Annotated in this window: 29 protein-coding genes; 23 read left to right on the top strand and 6 right to left on the bottom strand. The window is 31.6% G+C overall.

Features of this window, described 5'->3' with window-relative positions; all coding sequences use genetic code 11:
• Window positions 1-73 precede the first annotated feature (73 nt).
• Window positions 74-802 carry a YdjY domain-containing protein gene (locus GKG01_RS05280; RefSeq protein WP_241684744.1) on the bottom strand — a complete coding sequence of 243 codons (729 nt, stop codon included), beginning with the start codon at window positions 800-802 and terminating at the stop codon, window positions 74-76.
• Window positions 803-980: 178 nt separating this feature from the next.
• On the opposite strand from GKG01_RS05280, the gene GKG01_RS05275 reads away from it, so the two are divergent.
• Both GKG01_RS05275 and rbr read left to right on the top strand, forming a co-directional pair.
• Window positions 981-1,241 (top strand): G5 domain-containing protein, encoded by a 261-nt coding sequence (locus GKG01_RS05275; RefSeq protein WP_172975098.1) that lies wholly within the window; start codon window positions 981-983, stop codon window positions 1,239-1,241.
• A gap of 82 nt (window positions 1,242-1,323) precedes the next feature.
• Window positions 1,324-1,908 (top strand): rubrerythrin, encoded by a 585-nt coding sequence (rbr, locus tag GKG01_RS05270; RefSeq protein WP_094225241.1) that lies wholly within the window; start codon window positions 1,324-1,326, stop codon window positions 1,906-1,908.
• Between the two features lie 106 nt (window positions 1,909-2,014).
• On the opposite strand, the gene GKG01_RS05265 is transcribed toward rbr, so the two are convergent.
• Together GKG01_RS05265 and GKG01_RS05260 are read right to left on the bottom strand one after the other, a co-directional pair.
• On the bottom strand, window positions 2,015-2,857 hold the full coding sequence (locus GKG01_RS05265) for a nucleotidyl transferase AbiEii/AbiGii toxin family protein (RefSeq protein ID WP_172975097.1): 843 nt from the start codon (window positions 2,855-2,857) through the stop codon (window positions 2,015-2,017).
• Window positions 2,854-3,441: a type IV toxin-antitoxin system AbiEi family antitoxin domain-containing protein gene (locus GKG01_RS05260; RefSeq protein ID WP_110058659.1), complete on the bottom strand. Its 588-nt coding sequence runs from the start codon at window positions 3,439-3,441 to the stop codon at window positions 2,854-2,856. Before GKG01_RS05260 ends, GKG01_RS05265 begins: the two co-directional genes overlap by 4 nt.
• 408 nt (window positions 3,442-3,849) lie before the next feature.
• Here GKG01_RS05260 and GKG01_RS05255 point away from each other — a divergent pair, with 408 nt between their 5' ends.
• Window positions 3,850-4,503, top strand: coding sequence for a YitT family protein (locus tag GKG01_RS05255; RefSeq protein ID WP_154271725.1), 654 nt, complete (start codon window positions 3,850-3,852; stop codon window positions 4,501-4,503).
• A 27-nt stretch (window positions 4,504-4,530) separates the two neighbouring features.
• Here the strand turns inward: GKG01_RS05255 and GKG01_RS05250 are convergent, their stop codons facing one another.
• Window positions 4,531-4,722, bottom strand: coding sequence for a DUF4177 domain-containing protein (locus GKG01_RS05250; RefSeq protein ID WP_094204511.1), 192 nt, complete (start codon window positions 4,720-4,722; stop codon window positions 4,531-4,533).
• A gap of 140 nt (window positions 4,723-4,862) precedes the next feature.
• On the opposite strand from GKG01_RS05250, the gene GKG01_RS05245 reads away from it, so the two are divergent.
• The 10 genes from GKG01_RS05245 (at window position 4,863) to GKG01_RS05200 (ending at window position 12,521) form a co-directional block, all read left to right on the top strand.
• Entirely contained in the window at window positions 4,863-5,891 is a 1,029-nt protein-coding gene (locus GKG01_RS05245; protein WP_154254697.1) for an FtsX-like permease family protein, read from the top strand.
• Window positions 5,878-6,918 (top strand): hypothetical protein, encoded by a 1,041-nt coding sequence (locus tag GKG01_RS05240; RefSeq protein WP_154254699.1) that lies wholly within the window; start codon window positions 5,878-5,880, stop codon window positions 6,916-6,918. The genes GKG01_RS05245 and GKG01_RS05240 overlap by 14 nt, the downstream gene beginning before the upstream one ends.
• Before the next feature lie 2 nt (window positions 6,919-6,920).
• The gene (locus GKG01_RS05235) at window positions 6,921-7,607 is read left to right on the top strand and encodes an ATP-binding cassette domain-containing protein (RefSeq protein WP_154254701.1); all 687 of its coding nucleotides are present in this window, start codon (window positions 6,921-6,923) and stop codon (window positions 7,605-7,607) included.
• A gap of 73 nt (window positions 7,608-7,680) precedes the next feature.
• Complete coding sequence (locus GKG01_RS05230; protein ID WP_154271723.1) at window positions 7,681-8,559, top strand: CPBP family intramembrane glutamic endopeptidase; 879 nt, start codon at window positions 7,681-7,683, stop codon at window positions 8,557-8,559.
• A gap of 122 nt (window positions 8,560-8,681) precedes the next feature.
• On the top strand, window positions 8,682-9,770 hold the full coding sequence (locus tag GKG01_RS05225; RefSeq protein WP_154271722.1) for a cysteine desulfurase family protein: 1,089 nt from the start codon (window positions 8,682-8,684) through the stop codon (window positions 9,768-9,770).
• The gene (gene mnmA, locus GKG01_RS05220; protein ID WP_154271721.1) at window positions 9,763-10,863 is read left to right on the top strand and encodes a tRNA 2-thiouridine(34) synthase MnmA; all 1,101 of its coding nucleotides are present in this window, start codon (window positions 9,763-9,765) and stop codon (window positions 10,861-10,863) included. Before GKG01_RS05225 ends, mnmA begins: the two co-directional genes overlap by 8 nt.
• Window positions 10,864-10,973: 110 nt before the next feature.
• The gene (locus GKG01_RS05215) at window positions 10,974-11,237 is read left to right on the top strand and encodes a type II toxin-antitoxin system RelB/DinJ family antitoxin (RefSeq protein ID WP_002835989.1); all 264 of its coding nucleotides are present in this window, start codon (window positions 10,974-10,976) and stop codon (window positions 11,235-11,237) included.
• Window positions 11,230-11,493 (top strand): Txe/YoeB family addiction module toxin, encoded by a 264-nt coding sequence (locus GKG01_RS05210; protein ID WP_154271720.1) that lies wholly within the window; start codon window positions 11,230-11,232, stop codon window positions 11,491-11,493. Before GKG01_RS05215 ends, GKG01_RS05210 begins: the two co-directional genes overlap by 8 nt.
• An 81-nt stretch (window positions 11,494-11,574) precedes the next feature.
• A complete protein-coding gene (locus GKG01_RS05205) occupies window positions 11,575-11,997 on the top strand; it encodes a hypothetical protein (protein WP_154271719.1) in 423 nt (140 codons plus the stop codon).
• A 167-nt stretch (window positions 11,998-12,164) separates the two neighbouring features.
• Complete coding sequence (locus GKG01_RS05200; RefSeq protein WP_154271718.1) at window positions 12,165-12,521, top strand: hypothetical protein; 357 nt, start codon at window positions 12,165-12,167, stop codon at window positions 12,519-12,521.
• A gap of 30 nt (window positions 12,522-12,551) precedes the next feature.
• On the opposite strand, the gene GKG01_RS05195 is transcribed toward GKG01_RS05200, so the two are convergent.
• Window positions 12,552-13,073, bottom strand: coding sequence for an isochorismatase family cysteine hydrolase (locus GKG01_RS05195; RefSeq protein WP_154271717.1), 522 nt, complete (start codon window positions 13,071-13,073; stop codon window positions 12,552-12,554).
• 164 nt (window positions 13,074-13,237) lie between these two features.
• Between GKG01_RS05195 and GKG01_RS05190 the strand changes: the two genes are divergently transcribed.
• From GKG01_RS05190 to GKG01_RS05165, 6 genes are all read left to right on the top strand, one after another.
• Window positions 13,238-14,887 (top strand): putative manganese-dependent inorganic diphosphatase, encoded by a 1,650-nt coding sequence (locus tag GKG01_RS05190; RefSeq protein WP_094207789.1) that lies wholly within the window; start codon window positions 13,238-13,240, stop codon window positions 14,885-14,887.
• Window positions 14,888-14,906: 19 nt separating this feature from the next.
• Entirely contained in the window at window positions 14,907-15,860 is a 954-nt protein-coding gene (locus GKG01_RS05185; RefSeq protein WP_154271716.1) for a 2-dehydropantoate 2-reductase, read from the top strand.
• Between the two features lie 157 nt (window positions 15,861-16,017).
• Window positions 16,018-16,581 (top strand): DUF2599 domain-containing protein, encoded by a 564-nt coding sequence (locus GKG01_RS05180; protein ID WP_154271715.1) that lies wholly within the window; start codon window positions 16,018-16,020, stop codon window positions 16,579-16,581.
• An 11-nt stretch (window positions 16,582-16,592) separates the two neighbouring features.
• A complete protein-coding gene (locus GKG01_RS05175; protein WP_154271714.1) occupies window positions 16,593-16,910 on the top strand; it encodes a hypothetical protein in 318 nt (105 codons plus the stop codon).
• The gene (locus GKG01_RS05170) at window positions 16,894-17,367 is read left to right on the top strand and encodes a thioredoxin family protein (protein WP_154271713.1); all 474 of its coding nucleotides are present in this window, start codon (window positions 16,894-16,896) and stop codon (window positions 17,365-17,367) included. The genes GKG01_RS05175 and GKG01_RS05170 overlap by 17 nt, the downstream gene beginning before the upstream one ends.
• Window positions 17,368-17,442: 75 nt before the next feature.
• Window positions 17,443-17,949 (top strand): DUF6568 family protein, encoded by a 507-nt coding sequence (locus GKG01_RS05165; protein ID WP_154271712.1) that lies wholly within the window; start codon window positions 17,443-17,445, stop codon window positions 17,947-17,949.
• A 50-nt stretch (window positions 17,950-17,999) separates the two neighbouring features.
• Here GKG01_RS05165 and GKG01_RS05160 read toward each other — a convergent pair whose 3' ends face one another.
• Entirely contained in the window at window positions 18,000-18,242 is a 243-nt protein-coding gene (locus GKG01_RS05160) for a cell division protein FtsW (RefSeq protein WP_154271711.1), read from the bottom strand.
• Window positions 18,243-18,448: 206 nt separating this feature from the next.
• Between GKG01_RS05160 and dltD the strand changes: the two genes are divergently transcribed.
• The 4 genes from dltD (at window position 18,449) to dltC (ending at window position 22,658) form a co-directional block, all read left to right on the top strand.
• A complete protein-coding gene (dltD, locus tag GKG01_RS05155; protein ID WP_172975096.1) occupies window positions 18,449-19,636 on the top strand; it encodes a D-alanyl-lipoteichoic acid biosynthesis protein DltD in 1,188 nt (395 codons plus the stop codon).
• 135 nt (window positions 19,637-19,771) lie between these two features.
• Window positions 19,772-21,262 (top strand): D-alanine--poly(phosphoribitol) ligase subunit DltA, encoded by a 1,491-nt coding sequence (gene dltA / locus GKG01_RS05150; RefSeq protein ID WP_154271709.1) that lies wholly within the window; start codon window positions 19,772-19,774, stop codon window positions 21,260-21,262.
• Window positions 21,262-22,404 carry a D-alanyl-lipoteichoic acid biosynthesis protein DltB gene (dltB, locus tag GKG01_RS05145; protein ID WP_154271708.1) on the top strand — a complete coding sequence of 381 codons (1,143 nt, stop codon included), beginning with the start codon at window positions 21,262-21,264 and terminating at the stop codon, window positions 22,402-22,404. The genes dltA and dltB overlap by 1 nt, the downstream gene beginning before the upstream one ends.
• 23 nt (window positions 22,405-22,427) lie before the next feature.
• Entirely contained in the window at window positions 22,428-22,658 is a 231-nt protein-coding gene (gene dltC / locus GKG01_RS05140; protein ID WP_002840398.1) for a D-alanine--poly(phosphoribitol) ligase subunit DltC, read from the top strand.
• Window positions 22,659-22,682 lie beyond the last annotated feature (24 nt).

Raw genomic sequence — 22,682 nt, 5'->3', positions numbered from 1 at the left:
AATACATACAAAAATTAAAAAGGTAAGCTAATAAAAGCCTACCTTTTTAAATAGAGAATTTTAAATGAAATGGTTAGTTAGCTAATTTATAAGTGATAACAACAGGTGTTTTATCAGCTGGAACTGAATCAGCCAAAGTATATTTTACTCCGTCTTTTTCGTCAGCGCCGATTAATTGATTTGCGTTTGAAGTTATTCCCAAAGGACAACTTTGCAAACATGTCATACAACCTGTATTCATATCTTTTGCTGGTTTTTGGTTACCACCAAATCTTATGTCGAATTCTTTTCCTGAAGAATCTTTTATAACATCGTTGATTCCTTGTTCATTGTCTGATCCTTGGAATTTGAATGTAAGATCAATCTTATCACCTTTAACGGCTTCTTTTCCCATGTTGTCCATAGTAACATTGTTACCTGGTTTTCCGCCCAATTTTTCTAATGCATCGTACAAATCATTTTGGTTAGCATAAGAAACAAACATTGATTGTTCGTTATTTTTACCTGATTTTGCTACGATAGCATGCATTGTGCTTTCGTTTTTGAACTTATCGTTAACTTCAGCATAAACTTTGATTTGTTTGTTAGCTTCGTCAACAATCATAGGATTATCAGCTGTAGGTTCTTGTGCTTCTTCTTTCTTTTCTTCAGTTTTTTCCTCAGTCTTTTCTTCTTTCTTTTCTTCAGTTTTTTCTTCTGTTTTTTCTTCTGTAGAAGAAGTTTGTTTATTATCTTCCTTAGAACATCCTGCGAACATTAAACTCGCCATTAATAATAATGCTAAAATTTTGAATTTTCTCATAAAAATCATCCCTTTTCTTAAATTTGTTTATTGTTATTCGTTTCTTTATTAATACTATAGCTATATTTTATCATAGTTTTAACACTTCATTTATTGTAAAATCTAATAAATAACACACTACTTATAAGCTGAATAAATAAATGAAATCTAAGGTATAATAATAAAAGAGGTGATTAGTGTGAAAAAATACGGAGAAGACGTGGCAATTGTAGAAGAAAATCCTAAGATTGAAAAAATTTACGATAATAATATGCGTCAAGGTGAAGAAATCGTGATAAAAAAGGGAACACATACTATTAAGAAATTATACTACGAAGATATCAACGGACAACCGACAATTAAAAAGGAAGAAATAATCGAAGAAGGCTCTCCAACGGTTATAAAAGTTGGAACAAAGGGAATTATTAACGATTTGAACTTGAACAAATCTGACATGTAATGTGATAAAATTCTTGGTTTGTGGTATAGTTATATTAGAAATGAATTGTTAAATTCATTCAAATTTACAAGGGGGAAAATTTATGGCAAGCTTAAAAGGTACTAAAACAGCTACTAATTTAATGGCAGCATTTGCAGGGGAAAGTCAAGCAAATATGCGTTATACATACTTTGCAAAGACTGCAAAAAAAGAAGGATACGTTCAAATTTCTATGATATTTGAAGAAACAGCAAGAAACGAAATGGCACACGCAAAAAGATTCATGAAATTTTTGAGTGAAGATTTACAAGATGCTGAAATAGAAATCGAAGCAGGATTCCCAGTTCATTTAGGAGACACTAAGAGTAACCTTAAATCAGCAGCAGAAGGAGAACACTTCGAAAATTCTGAAATGTATCCAGAATTCTCCAAAATCGCTGAAGAAGAAGGATTCAAGGAAATCGCACGTGTATTCACTGAAATCGGAGAAGTTGAAGAAGCTCACGAAAAAAGATACAGAAAATTATTAGAAAATATCGAAAAAGAAAAAGTATTCGAAAGAGAAGAAGTATACTTATGGAAATGCAACAACTGTGGCTACATTCACGAAGGGAAAACAGCACCAAAGAAATGCCCAGCATGTGATCATCCACAAGGATTCTTCGAAATCTTCAAAGAAACTTATTAAACTAAGACAATCAAGCCTCAAAAGTTTTATAGCTTTTGGGGTTTTTTAGTACAAAAAATTACAGCCCTCAGAAGGTAATTCTCTAACTTTTGAGGGCTTTTCTTATTTACATATCTTCAATTTTCTCAGAAATAATTTTTACTATATCGACAACATTATCAAAACTCAATTCACCTATATATTTATTTTCATTTATATAAACATCCCACAATTCTTTTAAATAAGGATCATTTTTTATATCTTCTATAATTTCATAAGCAATTTTAATGGTTTCTAAGCTTTCTCGTCTTGAAGAAGTCCTTATAATTGCAGTTTTTAGAATATCCATATCTATTTCGTTTTTCTTAAGGTTGTAGAGAGCGTATAAGTCATAAAAATCTCTCATTCTAGTAGTTGTTATGTTTCTTTTTATTATGCTTTCGTATTTCTCGGCAATAATAGTTTCAATTGGATAAGCGAAAACTCTAATGTCATTTTCGTTGAAAATACAAGGATAAGAATATTCTATTTCACTTGGTGTTATAACATCACCAGTAGTTAAGTCCAATTTCATAGGATTTTTTGTTTTACCAATATTAGCAATTAATGATACTCTAAAATTTTCGTATTCATCATCTTCTCTAATATATGAAATGTCCTTTATTTCAAATTCGATTCCATCATCAATATCAATATTTATTATACTATCCACAACTTTCATTAAATTGTCCTCATTAAGAGGAATTCCTTTAATAGTGCTATCCATATCCATTGTAGTTCTATTTTTAACACCAATCATAGACGATACAAGAAAACCACCTTTAATTACAAAATTAGACTTGTATTTAGATTTTGATAATCTTTCTAAAAATCTTTCAAAAAGAAACATTTGTAACACTTCTTGAGAACTTAAGTTGTTATTTTTTGCTAAATTTCTTATCTTTGCCTTGATGCTTTCTATATTAATCACGATAATACCTCTATATATTTTCTTATATCTTCTTCTATATTCAATATCCTACTGTATTTAATAAGTCTTCTTAGATTTTTGTTATTTGATTTAAAATATCTTGTAATTCCATCCGTGAAAATTTGAGTATCAATTTTTTTCCTGTTCATTACAATATCGCAAATCGTCCTATCTATATCGTAGACAGCAACGTTATTTCCCAATGGAGTTTCAATTTCTGAAATTCCCACATCAAAAAATTCTTTTTGAATATAATGCAACTTCAAATTCTTATATCTTTTTTTAATATGACTGGCATTATAACCCTGTGGAACGGATATATGAAAAATATTTGGCGTCCTGTCTGATAAATCATGAAGATATAACGCTGTTTGATGTGAAAAAACGATCCTCTTGCTTTTAGAAGAAATCAGAACGAAATCATCAGTCAATTCTCCATTAACTTGGTAAACTCCAGGTCGTAGCCTTTCCAATTTGCCAACATTTGATAAATCTGACAAAAATTGTCTGTGATAGCCAAGTTTCATCGCATCTTCATTTGTAATTATTGAATTATTTTCTAGATGATTTTTCAATGCATTCATATATCTCACCGTCACTTTCGCTTTAATTATACAATATTAAAGCGAAAGTGTAAACAGCACACATATCATACCAAAATTTTACATACAATTTTCCAACATTTTACCAAAACCATTGACAATTTGCTAAAATTAGTATATAATTTCATTGTAATTATTTATCTATGGGTACCAAATAAATATTTGGTAGTTTTTATCTGATGACTATTGCTCGATAAAGAGCCTGGAAAGGATCTGATGTGATACTCTTATAGGCTAAAAAGAACAATAAGGTTCAGAGTTTTTACAAGAAAAAATCAGCAAACAAAAAAGCATCAAAACCAGAGATTGCAAAGGCAAGTTAAACTTGAACCGCAGTCTTTTTTTCGTGGTCAAATTTAACTTCCTAATTTCTAAACGGGGGAAGATAATATGCTTAGTAGAATGCTAAAATTTTTCGGATTAAGTAAAAAAGGATTATTAAAAATAATCTTAGGATGTGCAATAATGGCGTTCGCAGTAGTGAACGTACATAAACAATCAGGCGTAACTGAGGGCGGAGTACTTGGAATGATGTTGTTCTTGAACAAAATCTTCGGATTGGATCAATCAATAACATCAGTAGTATTGGATGTGAGCTGCTACGTTCTTGGATTTTCAATAATGGGATTTGATTTTGTGAAGAAAGCTTTCGTAGCCACAATATCATTTGCCGCATTTGCGAAATTTTTCAATATTATAGGGCCAGTGTTACCAAGTATGTACGATGTGCCATTGTTAGCAAGTATTGTCGGAGGAATCTGCATAGGATTAGGATGCGGACTTGTAGTAAGTGAAGGTGGAGCAGCAGGTGGAGACGACGCCTTAGCAATGACGATATCCACTAAATCGGGACTCAAAATATCATTAGCGTATTTGTTCTCGGATATAACAGTGTTGGCACTGTCACTTTTATACATTCCAGTCGACAGAATTATGTTCTCACTTTTGACAACTGTAATATCATCATTTTTGATAGGACAATTCGAAGTAGAACTTCCAAATTCAGAAATCAAAATGGCAAATCAAGCCGTATCAAAAGCTTAAATCAATCAAGCCTTGTGCTTGATTTTTTTATTGCTCACATTCTCTTTCAAACACCAAATCAATTTTAGGATTGTATCCAATAGCTATTTTAGTTTTATTGATAGTAGTCACAAACCTAAAACCTTCCTTGGCATGATCATCTATGATTTTTTTATAATCATCTGATGCTAATCCACAAGTTCTCACTTCAACGTATTTGTATTCGTATTTTTGTTTCATAATAATCTCCTAAATTTATTTTTCTGTTAATAGATTATTACCCAAAATTTTAAAATAATATATCAAATGATTTACAAATACAATAATAAGATATATAATTGGGTTAAGAAAACGATATGCAAAATCAAAAGGAGGGGGATATGAGACTAAAAGACAATAAAATAATAATCCTATTGATATTTCTGACTAGTTCGACACTGATATTTGGATTTAATTATTTATATGGGAACAACAGAAAACCTTCTCCTTATTTTATGAGTGACAAACTTATAGCTTTTGAATCAAACAATAATAATCATAGCCTTGACTTTCTTAATATGAATGAAAACATATCAGTTGTAGCTGAAATAAAAAACTCCAAAGATGTTGCAATATATGATCCAGTGATGAAATACTATATGGGTTCTTCAAAAATAATTGATCCAGCTACATCTAGGTATTTTTCAAAAGAAGATTACAAAAACAAAAATAATGTGTCTATTTTGATATATCCAGTGATTGATTTTGTAGAAGGGAAAATATCGGATTACGATAAAAAAGAAGTAGAAAATAATTATCATACTGAGATAATTAATATGTTTGATGTTCAATCTGACATTGCTAATGATGGAAAAGTCGATGTAGTGAGAAATCTATTCACAATTAAACCAGAAAACATTTCAACACTTTACATAGATTCTAGTGATGATAAGTCATTGAAAGCGATTGCAGAATCTCTTAAAAAAATCGGATACAAGAGAAAAGAAATTAAAATGTACGACAAGCTTACTCTAAGGGATTTAATAAAATCATATCCAGAATACAAGGTGTATGCTCAGTTTATTACTAATAGTACGGTCATGGCATTGGCAATGTATGCAATTGCATTGTGGATGTTTTTGAACAAATACAAGAAATTCGTAATTGTAAGTGCAAATTTTGGTGCAAAACGAAAAGACATCATGAAGATGTTCCTTGAAAAAGCCTTGGAGTATAGTTTTATAACATGTGCAATATCAACAGCATTGACGTATGGATATCTTGCAATTATTAATGAAAACAAAATCACGATTTATCTTATATTGCAATTGCAGATTATTCTAATAATATTGACTGTGATTTTGAGTGCTTTAAGAGCTAAAATCAGCTACGATGAGTTTGAAAAAGAGGTCTTGTATGATAAAAGATAATATTAAACTAGGGCTAATGGATGTTTTCAGAAATAAAGTTGTGTTTTGTTTGATGGTGCTTTTAATTTTCTCATTGGGAACAATCGTGGAATCTGCAACAGATGCTTATTTGAGAAATACCTTCGCAGAGTTTCAATTAAGTGAACAGGCTTATAGCGCTGTTGTATTAGAGACAACTGATGACAAGGGATACGATTATTCGAATACTTATGGAAAAAAACTGGACGATATATTTTTGAAAAACGGGCACACTTATACTACGAATTCATCACTTTGTAGAAATTGTGATACAGGGATATTTGTGTTGTATGGAAAACTCAACAAAAACACTAGTAGCAGAGTTTTTTGGTTAGTTGATAATAAAAATGTGACTGACTTGAAGAATGAGGCGGAATTTGAAGTGGTTACTCATGATGCGATGGACTATGATATGATGAATCAAGAAATCAAAAGCTATATTGATTATGATAAAAGAGTATTATTGGAAATAAAATCTGATAAATATAAAAATGTTAGTGGCTACAAGTTTCAAGATGGAGAAGTACTTGGTTTAATTGAGAATGCAAAGTTTTCAGAAGATGAGATAAATAAAGGCATTGACAGACAATTTGAGAAGATTTTCGACGACAACAAGCTAATGGTCATTAATAATACAAATAAAAAACACGACGACGATGAAAATACATTCATCCTCAAATACATTGTTCCGTATTGTCTGATTACGATGGGTATAACTATATTGAGTTTTGTGATTTTCTTCAAATATATGCTAAAAAGCTTACAAAAAGAATACAAAATACACATTTTATCAGGAGCTAGAACCAAGGATATTATGGCACGAAACTCCGTTTTCGTAGTTTTAGTAAATGTTGCAACATTCTGTTTAATTTTCGTATTAAATGGATTTGCAATTAATATTTTTTCGGTAGTGGCGTTTATTTACATGATTTTATGTATATTGATATTAGAAATAGTTATGTATTTGATTTTGAAAAGAAGCGATCTGATTGATTTGATAGGTGATTGATTATGATAGAAATAAAAAATTTGACCAAAAAATTCAGCACAAACGAGGAAGAACTTCTTGTATTGGATAATGCTGAAATGAATATAAACGATGGGGACAATATCATTATTTCAGGAGAAAACGGAGCAGGGAAGACTACTTTTTTGAAGATTGTGGGTTTGTTGGATAGGAAATATTCAGGAGATTATATTCTGGATTCCAAATCAGTTGGAGATTTTACCGAAAAAGATATGTCTAAATACAGGAATGAAGTGTTTGGGTTTATTTTTCAGGAATACAATTTGATAGAATCAGAGACTACCTACGATAATATTCTCATACCATTAATTTACTCATCGAAATACAAGAGAGCTGACAGAAAACAAAGAATTCAAGAGATTAGCGAAGAATTTGAAATAACGGATATTTTGAACAAAAAAGTAAAATTTCTATCAGGTGGGGAAAGACAAAAAGTGACCATTGCAAGAGCTTTGGTGAATGAGCCGTCTGTTATTCTAATGGATGAGCCCTCGAACACACTTAATCTTAGAATGAAGGACAAGCTGATAGAATATATCGAAGTTTTGAGAAGAAAATCAAAAACTATCGTAGTTGTGAGTCACGACAAGTATTTGACAGATAATTTGAAAAAACAAGATTTTGTGGAATATGAATTGGAAGATGGAAAGTTTCACAAAAATGAAGAATAATTTTAAATCAAGCCTAGTGCTTGATTTTTAATTGCAAGAAAACTTGGGTATATATAATCAACTGGAGGTTTTTATGGAGAATACAAAAAAACTAAAATTTTCTAATCTTTTGATTGCGATTTTACAAGGGGTTATCCTTTTGCTTTTGTTCGTAATTCCAGAACTTATTGTTGGAGTGATTGGAGGAATTGTTGCCCAATTTGTAGGATTTGATGGTAATTTCCAAGATTTTTATGCGAAAAACGGGGCGGCTTTTCTTCTATGTGGACAAATTCTGAGGATTATTATTTTCCTTTTAATCATTAAATTTAGAACGAAGATTTTTCAAACGAAATACAATAGGGATTATTTAAAGAAAAGAAAGATTTCTTTTTCTGAAATCGTGAAGCTTTTCGTGGTGGGAATTGGTCTTATGGGTCTTATCAATATTACTGTTGCTTTGATGATGTATTTGGGCAAATTCTTCCCACAAATCGTGTCCAGCCTTGAAGTGTACAACAAGGCGTCTGAAGAATTGATGAAGGGCAATATGATGTTGTCCGTTCTACCTATTACGATTTTCGCTCCGATTTCAGAGGAGTTGATGTTGCGTGGGACTTTATTCACAGAAAACGAACGACTTCTTCCTTATAAATGGGCAATTATTCTGAATGGGATTGTGTTCGGAATGTTCCATTTTAATTTGTTCCAAGGAGCTTATGCATTAATCGGTGGAATTGTGATTTGTGCGGTGTATTATTACACAGAAAGCATTTACGCATCCATTCTTCTTCACATGATTAACAACACTTTCAGTGTGGTTATTTCTTCGAATGAGGCTGTGGTGCAAAGTTTTTCTTCGATTTTTGGGATAGTAATGCTTGTGTGTATGGTTTTGATGTTTGTTTTCTTGAAAGATTTTAAAAAGAAACGAGAACTAAGACATTTAAAATTTTCGGAAAAATTAGAATAAATTTGAAATTATTGACAAACCTCGATGCAAATTAACGCATTGAGGTTTTTTAGTGTGAGAAATTGGTGTTGATTTTTTTGTTGAAAAACTATAGTATAATAGCATGTAAGTGAGGTTAGATTATGATTTATTTGGATTATGCGGCGACATCTTTGAAAAGGGTGGAGCTTATTGAATATATTATGAATAATATGATGGATTTTGATGCGAATGCTGATAGTATTCACAAAATGGGAAGGTTAGCGAAGAAGACTTTGGAGAATTCTCGTCATGAGATTGCGAAGTTTTTGAATACTTCTGATGATAGGATTGTGTTCACAAGCGGTGCGAGTGAATCCAACAATTATATTATCAATAATTTTTCTGATGAGAATTACGATATTATCACATCACAAATAGAGCATCCATCTATTTTGAATCCACTAGATCACAACAAATCTAATGTAATTTTGATAGATGCACAACAAAACGGTGTGGTTGATTGCGATGAAATTATTCGAAATATCACACCTAATACAAAGCTAATTATTCTTCAACATGTAAACAATGAAACGGGAGTTATTCAACCTGTGAAAAAACTTGGAGAATATTTGAAGGATACGGAGATTTGGTATCATATCGATGCGACTCAATCGGTGGGTCATGTGGATGTCGATGTTGAGGATTTGCACTGCGATTCGTTGTCGTTTTCGGGACACAAACTAGGAGGACTCAACGGATTTGGAGTGTTGTATATAAGGAAGGATTTGGATAATCTGATTTATGCAGGTGAGCAAGAAAATTACAGACGAGGTGGCACTTCTTTTGTGATGGGGGCGTTTACTTTGGAGAAATCTCTTTTAAAATCTGTCGAAGAACGTGAGTATATTGCAAATTTGAAGAAGATTTTCATTGAAAATATCCATTTTGATTACAAAATTAATGGTAACGTGGATAATTCTGCATCTCATATTTTGAACTTGTACATTCCGTTTGAGAAGAATGATTTCTTGTTGACTTATTTGGATATGCACGGGGTGTGCGTGTCGGTAGGCTCTGCTTGTTCTGCAGGTAGCATCACGAATTCACATGTGATTGAAAATATGTACGACGGACAAAGGGCAGAACATTCGGTGAGGTTTAGCTTTGGATTTAAAAATACAGAAGAAGAAATATTGAAAGCAGTAAATGTGTTAAATGATTTGTACGAAAAAGGAAAATACAATGGATAATTCGAAAATAAAAGTAGTAGTAGGAATAAGTGGGGGCGTGGATTCGTCAGTTGCGGCACTTTTGTTGAAACAACAAGGATATGATGTCGTGGGAATTTTCATGAAAAATTGGGACGAGACAGATGATGATGGCGTCTGCACGGCAGAAGAAGATTACAAGGACGCGGTGGCTGTTGCGAATAAAATCGGCATAGATTATTATTCGATTAATTTTGAGAAGGAATACTACGACAGGGTGTTCACTTATTTCTTGGACGAATACAAAAAAGGAAGAACACCCAATCCCGACATAATGTGCAACAAGGAAATCAAATTCAAAGCGTTCTTGGATTTTGCGATGAAATTAGGCGCAGATTATGTGGCGACGGGTCACTATGCGAGAATTGAACGAGGAGATGACGGAGTGAAGCTACTTCGTGGGCTTGATAATAACAAAGATCAGACGTATTTTCTAAGCCAACTTACACAAGACCAAATCAAAAACGTAATGTTTCCAGTTGGAGAACTTCAAAAAAAAGAAGTGCGTGAGATAGCGAAGAAATATAACTTGGCTACGGCTGACAAGAAAGATTCTACGGGAATTTGCTTCATAGGAGAGAGAAACTTCAATGAATTTTTGTCACATTATTTGCCAGCAAAACAAGGAAACATCGTAGATGTCGATGGAAATATAATGGGCAAACACAACGGGCTTATGTATCACACAATCGGTCAACGAAGAGGGCTTGGAATTGGCGGAGATGGAGCAGCGTGGTTTGTATGCGGGAAAAATTTGGCGACAAATGAATTAATCGTATGCCAAGGAGAAGACAATCCATTATTGTACTCCAACAAATTATACGCCAGTCAATTTGAAACATCGCTTAGTCATTTGGACAGAAACGAGTTCGATTGTACAGCGAAATTCAGATACAGACAAAAAGACATCCGTGCGCACGTCAAATTCATCGACGACACTCATGTGGAAGTCACATATGACGACACAAAAGCCGTAACACCAGGACAAGCAGCAGTGTTCTACGACGGTGAAGTGTGCATCGGCTCTGCGATAATAGATGAAGTGTACAATGGAGATGAAAAATTAATGGTATAAGCAAGTCCACTAGGTTTTAAAATCTGGTGGATTTTTTTAGCGAAAATATTTAAAATGTATGTTATTTGTATGTTGTTTGTGATAAAATAATGTTGAAAGGAGCTGGTATTATGGCACAAACAAATATTAATATAAGAATGGATGAAAATCTAAAAAAGCAATTTGATTCATTTTGTTCAGAGGTTGGAATGAGCATGTCAACAGCTTTTAATATATTCGCAAGAACGGTTGTAAGACAAAGAAAAATTCCTTTTGAAATATCTACAGAAAAAGATCCATTTTACAGCGCTGAAAACATTGAAAGATTAAAAAAATCCATAGAACAAATGGAAAAAACTGGCGGTACTATTCATGAGGTAAATTTGGATGATTAAGGCATGGAGTGACGCAGCATGGGAAGACTTCGAATATTGGATGAAACAAGACAAAAAAACTTTAAAAAGAATACTAAAACTTCTAAAAGATATTGACCGTAATGGATATGATGGAATAGGAAAGCCTGAACCATTAACGGGGGATTTATCTAAATATTGGAGTAGGAGAATCGATGATTGTAATAGAATTGTGTATAGAATTGAGAATGATGTAATAAAAATAGTTCAATGTGGGTCGCATTATCGTGACAAGTAGTCTCCAATTATTACAAAACGTCAAATAGTGAATAAATTGACGATTTTTGTGGTAAATATTGTATAAGAAGGAGAGTAGACTATGCAAAAAGAAGAAATAAAAGAAGCTATTGATGTGTGCGATGATTTGGTGATAAAACTTGAAGATGTACTTAACGATTTGAAATCGGCGAAAAACTGGGCGATGGCAGATTTTATATTTGGCGATGGTATGATTGGCTTTTTCAAAAGAAGCAAAATGGAAAAAGCGCAAAGCAAACTTCACTTAATCGAAAATCTTTCACTTAGATTGCAAAAAGAATTGTCGGATATTCACATGGAGTTGGAAGACTTCGGTGATTTGTATTCAATGAGAGATTTTATGCTAGACATTGTGTTCGACAACCCATTTACAGATTGGAGAATTAGAAAAGAAATCAACCAAGTGTATGATTCAACGTATGAATATTTGGAAAATATTGAAATGTTGAGAGATAGCTTAACAAAAGAATACAATAAATTGTAAAAGAAGAAATGTATGATAACGATATTTATATGATTATGATTGATGGTTACAAAATGTCAAAGAATGGTTTTATTGTTGATTTTTCAAAAAAAAAAATGATATAATCAACTTAACGATAAAGCTATCGTAACAGTTTATAAAAAGGTTTTCAAAAAAGGAGGAGTATCATGAAAAATGATAAAAAATTTACAATTGTGGCAATACTTTTTGCAATATCACTTGTGTGCAATGCGTATTTTTTAACTAACATGACAAAGGCTGACGATGCTGACACTCATAGAATAATTGAAAGATACGTTAAGGAAAATCCCGAAAAAGAAGACGATACTTTAATTAAAGCTACATTAGAAAAGTTTGCCAAGGACGAAGAACATTTGGTATTGACTCAAGATGGCAAAGACGTAACCAAACAACACGAAGATAAGCTGTTGGAATTCAACAAAAACAAAGACTACAAAGCAGCCAAAGAATATGTCCTCAAAGAAAACATATCGATCGGTTATTCAGATGATAATATAAAATAACAAACAAAAATAGCAGCCACGGCTGCTATTTTATTTTACTACGACTTGTACTCCTTTGAGTATGTCGAATGTTTCTTTGTTTAGTTTTTTATCGAAGCTATCAGTCAAGTTTTTGTAGACTATTACTGTTGCTTCTGGGTTGAATGTTTTGGCTAGTATTGCGTTGGAAAGTATGCAGATGTTGGATACGAGTCCGCACAATTCTATTTCAGAAAATTCGTGTTCTCTTAAGTAATCACAAAGTTCAATGCTACCAAATGTTGGTTTTTCGATTAATATGTCGTCTTTTTCTACTAATTCTGCAACTTTTCCGTACAATTTGTGTCCGTTACTTCCTTTGATACAGTGTTCTACTGGAAGAAATTTGCCTTCTTGTGTGTTCAAATAATTTTCTTCGTGAGTATCGAATGTGAAGATGATTTGTTCATTGTCTTTTCTTGCTTTTTTGATTCTGTCACAGATTTTGTTTTCGAGTTTGCTTGCATCGTCAAAGCCCAATGCTCCGTCTACGAAATCATTTTGAAAGTCTACTACGATTAAAAGTTTATCCATTTATGTCACTCCTTTAAGTTATTATATCTCAAATACAAAATTTTTTACAATAAGTGTTTAAATTATCAAAAGATTGGTATATAATCATAAAGGTTAGGAAAATAAAATTAAACAATCAATCGGCAGAAAAATAATGTTTGGTTGATTTTTATGAAGGAGAAAATATGGATAAAATATATATAACTGGTCACAAAAACCCTGATACAGATTCTATCTGTGCGGCGTTATCTTATCAAGAATTGAAGAAAAGAACTGGAGAAGAGAACGTCGAAGCGATAAGACTTGGCGATGTCAACAGAGAAACTCAATTCGTGTTGGATTATTTTGGAGTGGATGCACCTACTTTCAAGGACTCAATGAAGCCACAAGTCAAAGATTTGAGCATTGATGTGGCAACATGCGTGTCCCAAAACGCGAGCCTTTACAAAGCGACTAATATTATGCAAGAAAAAAATGTCGCAAGTTTGCCAGTAATCGACATCGAAGAAAGACTTCTTGGGGTTGTGTCAATTTCTGACATCACAAAATGTTACATGGAAGTGTGGGACGATCAAATCCTTCACCACTCAGAAACTCCTGTGGAAAATATCATCGATGTTTTGAGCGCAAATATTTTGAATATTCCAGCAGAAGACAGAGCGTTATCCGGGAAAATGGTCGTAGGAGCGATGGATCCGAAACAAATGGCGAAGTATTTGGAAGAAAACGACATCGTGATTTTAGGTAACAGAGAAGACTCACAAATAGATGCGATAGATAAGAATGTGTCCATGATTATACTTACTGGTGGCAATAAATTATCAGATGAATTGATAGAAAAAGCAAAACAAAAGGACATAATAGTAATTTCTACGGAATTCCAAACATACATGGCAGCACGTCTTCTTCCACAATCTGTGCCTGTAAATTACGTCATGACAAGAGATGATGTGGTTAATTTCACATTGACAGACACTGTTGAAGATGTGAAAAACACAATGTCCAAGACAAGATACAGATCATATCCAGTAGTTGACAATCAAAACAAAGTTGTGGGAAATATTTCCAGATATCACGTTATCAATGAAGAAAAGAAGAAGCTAATCTTGGTGGATCACAACGAAAGAAACCAATCAGTTGATGATATGGAATGCTGCGACATCACAGAAATCATCGACCACCACAGAGTTGCAAATGTAGCTACACAAAACCCAGTTTATTTCAGAAACGAACCTGTTGGATCAACTTGTACAATTCTTTCCAAAATGTTCTTGGAAAAAGGAATTGTTCCTACAAGACAAACTGCGGGATTGTTGTGTTCAGCGATAATTTCCGACACATTATTGTTCAGATCACCAACTGCAACTGAAACAGATAGAATGATTTTGGATAGAATGGCAAAAATTGCCAACATCAACCCAGAAGAATTTGCGATGGAAATGTTCAAAGCTGGAACATCTTTAGAAGGAAAATCACCAGCAGATTTGTTAAACACTGATGTGAAGACATTCAACATCGAATCATACACTTGTAGAGTCGCACAAATCTTCTCAATGGATTTGGATAATCTTGGCAAAATCAAAGACAGTTTACTTGAAGAAATGAACAAAATTAGAAACGACAAGAAAGAAGCTACATTTGTACTAATTCTTACAGATATCTTTAGAGAAGAAAGCGAAGTTTTGGTTTCTGGAATGTTCCAAGAACAATTAGCAGGGGCCTTCGATACTAAAATCGACAACAATTCATTCTTGGCAAAGGGACTTCTTTCAAGAAAAAAACAAATGATCCCAAAACTTAACCAAGCTGTGTTAAAATATATCCAAGAGAATTAATTTGAAAGGGAGAGATAAATTGAAAATTACAATTTTAGGGGCAGGAGCAATGGGTTGTATGCTTGCAAAAGCAATCGAATCTCCTGGTAACGAAGTCAATTTAGTAGATCCATACGAAGCTCACATGGAAAAAATTAGAAAAGATGGAATCAGAATTATCGACAGAACTGGCGGCGAAAGCACAGTAAAAGTAACATCTGCAAGTACATCTTCAGAAAATTTGGAAGTTCAAGATGTCGTTGTAATTCTTGTAAAAGGATACGATACAGAAAAGATTTTGACTGAAAATATGAACATCGTAGGCGACAAAACAGTCGTAATGACACTTCAAAATGGTATCGGCAACGTAGACATATTGAAAAAGTACATCAAAGAAGAAAACATCGCACAAGGAATTATGTTCATCTCTGCATCTATCGAAGAACCAGGAGTTATCAGTGCAGGATACGACAGCGACAAAACCAACGTAATATTTGGCGCTATCAATGAAAACCACGACGATAAATTGTTCCACGAAATCGAAAAAACATTCAGCATGAACGACATCAAAACAGAATTAAATCCAGATGTAGACAGAATTATGTGGAGAAAATTATACATCAACGCAATCTACAACCTACCTTGCGCAGTAATGCATTTGTCCACAAAATACACTAGAACTGACGAAAATTCCGTAGCCATTTTGAAGAAAATCTCAGATGAATTCATAGCAGTTACTGACAAATTGGGCTACGACTTCGACGGCGACAAGCTTTTCAGAAAATACGTCACAGATGCATTCGAAGAATACGGAGACATATTGCCATCTGCAGCACAAGATACACAAAAACACAGAAAAACAGAAGCAGAATTCTTAAATGGAGCAATCGTAAGACAAGCGAAAAAACTTGGACTAGAAGCTCCAGTCAACGAAACAATCTACAGATTAGCAATGGTTCAAATGAACAACTACGACAATATGTTTAGTTTGTAAAAATATAAATATCAGAGTTTTATTAAAGAAAAACTCTGATATTTTTTTAGTTTTCTTACTATAAAATCGTTATATAATCGATAAATATTAATTAATTGAAATTAATATAAAATTATGATATTATAATAATAACAAATCAGATGCATGGAGGGACATTATGAAAAAACGTTTTTTAATCGTATGTTGTTTAATGGTTGTATTTTTTGCAAAGCCTAGCTTTGCAGCATCTAACTATGGTGAGTTTGAGGATTTTAAAAGTTTAAAGATAGCCTATGAAGAAGCTATCGAAAAAGGTGACACAAAGGAGATGAAAAGAATAGAAGAGATAGCAGACCAACAGCTGGAAGATGAAATACTATATAACAGTAATCAACCAGAAAATATAACTCCTTATATTTATAATGCTGGTACATTTGGTGATACTATAGGGGATAAATATAAGGCTATGTTTAATAGGTTCTTCTATACTGGTTATTGGGAAAATAGAAGTAACGGAATAACACTAACACTAAAAAACAAAAAGAGTTATTGGTCAGCAGCTGACAAAAAGAACGGTTGGAATGCAACATATGCGATGTTTCATGGAAGTTCTAATTGGCGCAATACTAGTATAATGCAAAAACAATTTTATTGTCATGCTAGATTAGGATATGCAGCATATGAAAAAGAATGGAACTTAGAACCATGGAGAACAAAAATGAACTCTGTCACATGTAACTAGGGTAAACTTTTATGAGCGAATATGAAATCTATGAAATAACTAGAAACTATGCTAGTGCAATAGGAGTTTTTTTACTATCCAGCATAATAAATCTGATTTATTTGACAAGAAAAAATAATAAAAAAAAACCAATATTAAGTTTAATTGCATTTAGCATTTCATTGATTTATGCAAGTATAATGATGAATTTTACAATAACTTTACTACGAGATGGAAACTTTAATGGAAATGAAGTTCTAAGTAATATAATATTATTTGGAACATGTTTATTAATAATTATCACTATAATCTCTATTATCTTAAGTATAAGAAATGAAAAAAAGAGGTAATTTATTAGTTGTGATAGGAATTCTTGTTATTCTTATTCTTTTTAGCTTAATTTTAAAAAAAAAGACATATACTAAAAATTATGCTAGGGAATATGATGATTCAAGATTGTATTCACAATATGACGAGAATATAAAAGAATTAAAAAAAATAGAAGTATCTGATTTGTGGGAAATTAGTAGAAATGAAGAAATTATAGTATACATGGGAAGAAGAACATGTCCACATTGTGTTTTATTTACATCTAAACTAAAATTGTTTTCAAAGTCCTACACTATATATTATATTGATAGTATTACAAGTTTAAATAATTCACCTAATGATTTAAAAAAATTTAGGGAAAAGAATGATTTGAAAACTGTACCATCTTTATTCAAGTTTAAGGACAATCATGTAATAAACAAGATGGAAATAAATGATTCGATATTACCTTCAGATATACTAGAATTTTTGAAATAGAATGAAAGCAGAAGGTTGATTAATAATCTTCTGCTTTCATTTTTTATAAAATAAAATAAAAACAGGAGGGAATATATGAAAAACAAATTCAAATTAATCGTTTGCGTGAGCTTTATGTTGGTATTATTTGCAAGTTGCAACCAAAAACAAGATGAGCCTACAAAAAAAGCCACAGGAGTTGAATCCAAAAACGTAACCACACAAGAAGACAAACAAAAGGCTATCGAAGAGTACGAACAAAACATCAAAGGCGTCAAGGAAATCAAAGTAGAAGAACTTGATGAAGTGAGCGCCGGAAAAGAAATCACAGTGTATCTTGGAAGAAAAACTTGCCCCGATTGTCAAAAGTTTTCAAAAACATTCAAACCTTTCGTATCCAAATATGAAATCTACTACATAGATAGCGTAGCTGGAATCAAGAAATCTCCAGAAGATTTGAAGAAATTCAGAACCGACAACGACCTCAAAACAGTTCCAGCAGTGTTTCGAGTTAAAGACGGAAAAATCACCGACAGAATGAACATCGACGACAAAGTGGGGACTACATCAGAAGAACTACAAAAGTTTTTTGATAAGAAATAAGTCAAAGCCATAACGTTAGTTATGGCTTGTTGTATTTATCAGGACGGTTACTACCATACTTCTTTTCCTGTCATTTCTCCCCAATCAATTTCTTCTTTTGAATATTTGCCATTAAAATCTTCAAACAAATCTTCAATATTTATCTCATCATCAGATGAATTTTCGATTATTAGTTTGTTATCCTTAATTTTTAAATTCAAAATATCATCATCTTTCCAATTTAAAACATCCAAAATCGACCTTGGAATTTGCAACAAATGAGAATCTTCACACATATATAATTTGGTTTTCATAATTCCCCCCAAACGTTAAATTATTGATATATAGTATACGGATTTTTGTGATTTTTTCAACTACAATTTTTAATAATAATATTAAAATATTTTGGTACGAAAAAACAGCATAAAATCATAAATTTAAGTCTATTTTTCTTGACAAGAGAGCTTCAAATGATATACTTTATTTATTGATGATTCATATCAGAATGGAAGGTATTTTAATGGAAAATAAAACAAAAAAATATAAGATTAAATTAATAGCTTTCGTAGTAGCATTTTTATTGTTACTAGTTAGTGTTTTTGGATTTAACGCATACTTAAAGAAAAAAATAAAAAATCCAGAGATTGCAATGGGGTATATGTACATAAATCAAGATGAAGTTAATGATTCCCTATTGGCGATGGACCAAAAACTTCAAAAAAATAGTGTTCTAGTATTGGGATCTTCTGAGCTTTTTTCTTATGACAAGATAGCTTATCCTACACATCTTTTTAAAAGCGGAAAGTCGGATTTTAATATGATTTTATCGGGAAAAGGTCATATGCAATCTTTAATCCAAACAATTAAACTTGGGGCATATTCCGATTTGATTAAAAATAATAAAGTCGTTCTCATAGTTTCTCCACAATGGTTTCAATCTTCATCAGATGATAAAGCATCATTCGAAAGTGTGTTTTCTCAACCACTTTTTAAAGCTTTTTTAGAAAATAAGAATATTTCACCGGAATTAAAGGATGAAATTATAAAACAATCATTAAACAAAACAAAAGACGGAAGTGGATGTAGAAAGTACATTGAGAATGAATATAAATCTTTAATGAACAAAAGCTTATTTGACAAGGTAAATGGATTCTTTGAATCATATTTACTAAACTTAAGAAGCGAAGTTGATTTTTACAAAGCAAATAAGATTAAAAAATCGCCAAATGGTGAAAAAGTAAAAGTAGAAAATATTGATTTTGATGAATTATTAAATGTTGCTCAAACATCTGGGGCAAAAGAATCCAACAATAATGAGTTTGGAATAGAAAATAAATATTTTGAAAAATATATAAAGAAGGATTTTAAGGCATTTAAAAACGCTGATAATAATAAAAAACTTGACAATATCGATGAATTTGAAGAGTTAGAATTATTTTTGAAACTTTGTAAAGATTTGAAAATCGATGCAATGGTTGTAAATGTTCCTGTTAATGGTGCATGGTATGATTATGCAGGTTTTCCAAAAGAAGAACGAGAAAAATGTTATGCTAGTATCAATAATTTAGTAAAGAAATATGATCAAAAGGTAGCTGATTTTTCAGATAAAGAATATGAAAAATATTTCTTAAAAGATAAAATGCATTTAGGATGGAAAGGATGGGTTTATCTGGATGAAGCTGTTTACAAATTTTATAAAGAAAATTAATAGTAATCCATTTTTATACTTTTTAGTATGGATGCTTGTATTTTATATTTTAATGCTTGCGTTATTTGCTATGAGAGTTTATAGTGTTAAAATTCAAGCACCTGAATTTATTTATAGTCAGTTTTAGGAGAATATATGATTTTAGATTTAATAAAAGAAAGAGTTGATGAATTGCCAGAACAAGTAGCATTGTTATCTGGTGATAGCTCTATAACTTATAAAGAATTATGGGATAAATCTGATAGACTTGCAGGATTTATTTCAGAAAATATGGAAAACAAAAAGCCTATTATAGTTTATGGTCATAAATCTGTAAATATGATTGTATGCTTCTTAGCTTGTGTTAAAAGCGGCCATGCGTATGTTCCGTTGGACATATCCATGGCGAATGACCGTGTACAGGAAATAAAAGATTTAGTCGATAATGATTTCATCTTATCAACGGTTAAAACTGATATTTTTTCTGGTGAAGACTTATTTTATGACGATTTTAATATAGAGACCAGTACAGTAGAAGTAACAGAGAATAATTGGGTAAATCCAAATGACACTTTTTATATAATTTTTACATCTGGAAGTACTGGCAAACCAAAAGGCGTTCAAATAAGTTCAGAAAATTTAACTAATTTTGTAAATTGGTCTATGAATTTAGGTTCTGAAGGAAATTTTAAGAAGAAGAAAAGTTTCTTGAATCAAGCTCCTTTTTCTTTTGATCTTTCAGTTATGGATTTATATACTTCTTTAGCTTCAGGAGGAAGGCTTTGCATATTAAATAAAGAAGTACAAAAAGATTCAACACTACTTATGAAAAGATTAGAAGATTATAATGTTGATATCTGGGTATCTACACCATCATTTGTCGAATTATGTCTTGCTGATAGTAAATTCAATGAAGACCTAATCCCTAATATGGAAATTTTCTTGTTCTGTGGAGAAAAACTTAGTCCGAAAACAGCTTTGAGTTTAAAAAACAGATTTCCAAAAGCATCTGTAATCAATACTTATGGGCCTACTGAATCTACTGTAGCCGTTACAGGTGTTGAAATAACAAAAGATATTGCTCAAAATTCAGATTACTTACCTATAGGTATTGCAAAAGAAGGAACTGAAATCGAAATATGGAATGAAGATGGTAAAGTATTAAATGATGATGAAATTGGTGAAATAGTAATTTTAGGAGATACTGTAAGTAGTGGATATTTCCAAGATAAATCCAAAACAGATGAAGTTTTTGGACAAAAAGACGGAAAGAGATTTTATCGAACAGGAGATGCTGGATATCTTCATTCAGAAATGTTGTATTACAAGGGAAGAATAGATTTTCAGATAAAAATGCATGGGTATAGGATTGAGCTAGGAGATATAGAAAAAAACATGCTCAAACTAGACGGAGTTGATAATGTTTGTGTTTTACCTTATAGCAAACAAGATGTTGTTAAATATCTAATAGCTTTTGTGGTATCTAACAAACTAGACAATGACTATGAAACTAGGAAGAGTTTGCGTAATCAACTCAAAGAACTTTTACCAGATTATATGGTGCCTAAGAAAATTCAATTTATCGAAAAAATGCCGATTACAAATAATGGTAAAATAGATAGAAGAAAACTAATGGAGATGGTTTAATGGAACTTTTTGAGAATTCGGTATTTTTTGTAGCGCTTGCTATTTCAAGTATCCCTGCTATTTGCTTAGGTTTAATGGGCAAAAAAATTAAGGGATACGGAATTTTAGCAACTCTATTTTTTGTAATTGCAGCATTATATGATAAACCAAAACAGCTTTTGTATATTGTGAGTTTTTTAATATTTGAGTATATAATTATAAAATTATTCTTAAAACTTACGAGAATCAAAGAACAATCTGAGTCTGTTTATTTTGTTTTCTTGATACTATCAATATTGCCATTATTAATATACAAGTTTTCTTCATTAGTAGGTTATTCTATATTTGGATTTATTGGTATATCGTACATGACATTTAAGTGTATACAATATGTCATGGAAATCAAAGATGGTCTTATAAAAGAGGTTTCTGCAAGTAACTTCTTTTATTTGAATTTGTTTTTTCCCTCATTAATTTCTGGACCAATTGATAGATCTAGGAGATTTGATGATGATGTAAATAAATTAAAAAGCAAATCGGAATATATTGAGTTATTGACATCAGGATTGCAAAAAATCCTGATAGGTGCAGTTTATAAATTTGTAGTTTCTCAATTAATTTATCCATACATGCAAAATTATAGTCAAGGAAATGGAATTAAAACTATTGTAGCTTATATGTACTTATATGGGTTTTATCTTTTCTTTGATTTTGCAGGATATTCATTAATGGCAATAGGAACAGGTAATATTTTTGGAGTTAGACTACCAGACAACTTTAATAAACCTTTTATAAGCAAGGATATCAAAGAATTCTGGGATAGGTGGCATATTTCTTTGTCATATTGGTTTAGAGATTTTGTTTTTTCAAGAGTTATCAGAAGAATGATAAGAAATAAAAGAATAAAAAATAAATTGACAAGAGCGTCTATTGCATTTGTTATTAATATGCTTATAATGGGATTGTGGCATGGACTTAGCCTAAATTATATAATCTATGGATTGTATCATGGAATGCTTTTAGCGTTTACGGAAGTTTACCAAAAAAAATCCAAATTTCACAAGAAATACAAATCAAATGTATGGTATAAGTTTGTAAGTTGGGGAATAACATTTAATTTAGTAATGTTAGGATTTTTAATTTTTTCAGGAAGAATTATTTAATTATTTGAGTTTTAGGAGAGAATATGGAAGAAAAATTTTTAGATATTTTAGAAGATATTTGCGGAGATGAAGTAGTAAGAGAAGACTTGGATATTAATATGGTTGAAGAGGGTCTGATTGACTCATTAGACTTTATTGAACTTATTGTAGCAATAGAAGATGAATTTGGAGTAAAAATAGAACCTTCAGAATATACAAGAGAAGAATTTGATACTCCAAATAAAATTATGAATATAATAAAAAGTAAGATGTAAATTAACTTTTACTATTTCAAAAAA

Source organism: Finegoldia sp. BIOML-A4 (assembly GCF_009679635.1).
Taxonomy (GTDB): Bacteria; Bacillota; Clostridia; order Tissierellales; family Peptoniphilaceae; genus Finegoldia; species Finegoldia magna.
This window is presented reverse-complemented; position numbering and strand designations above follow the sequence as displayed.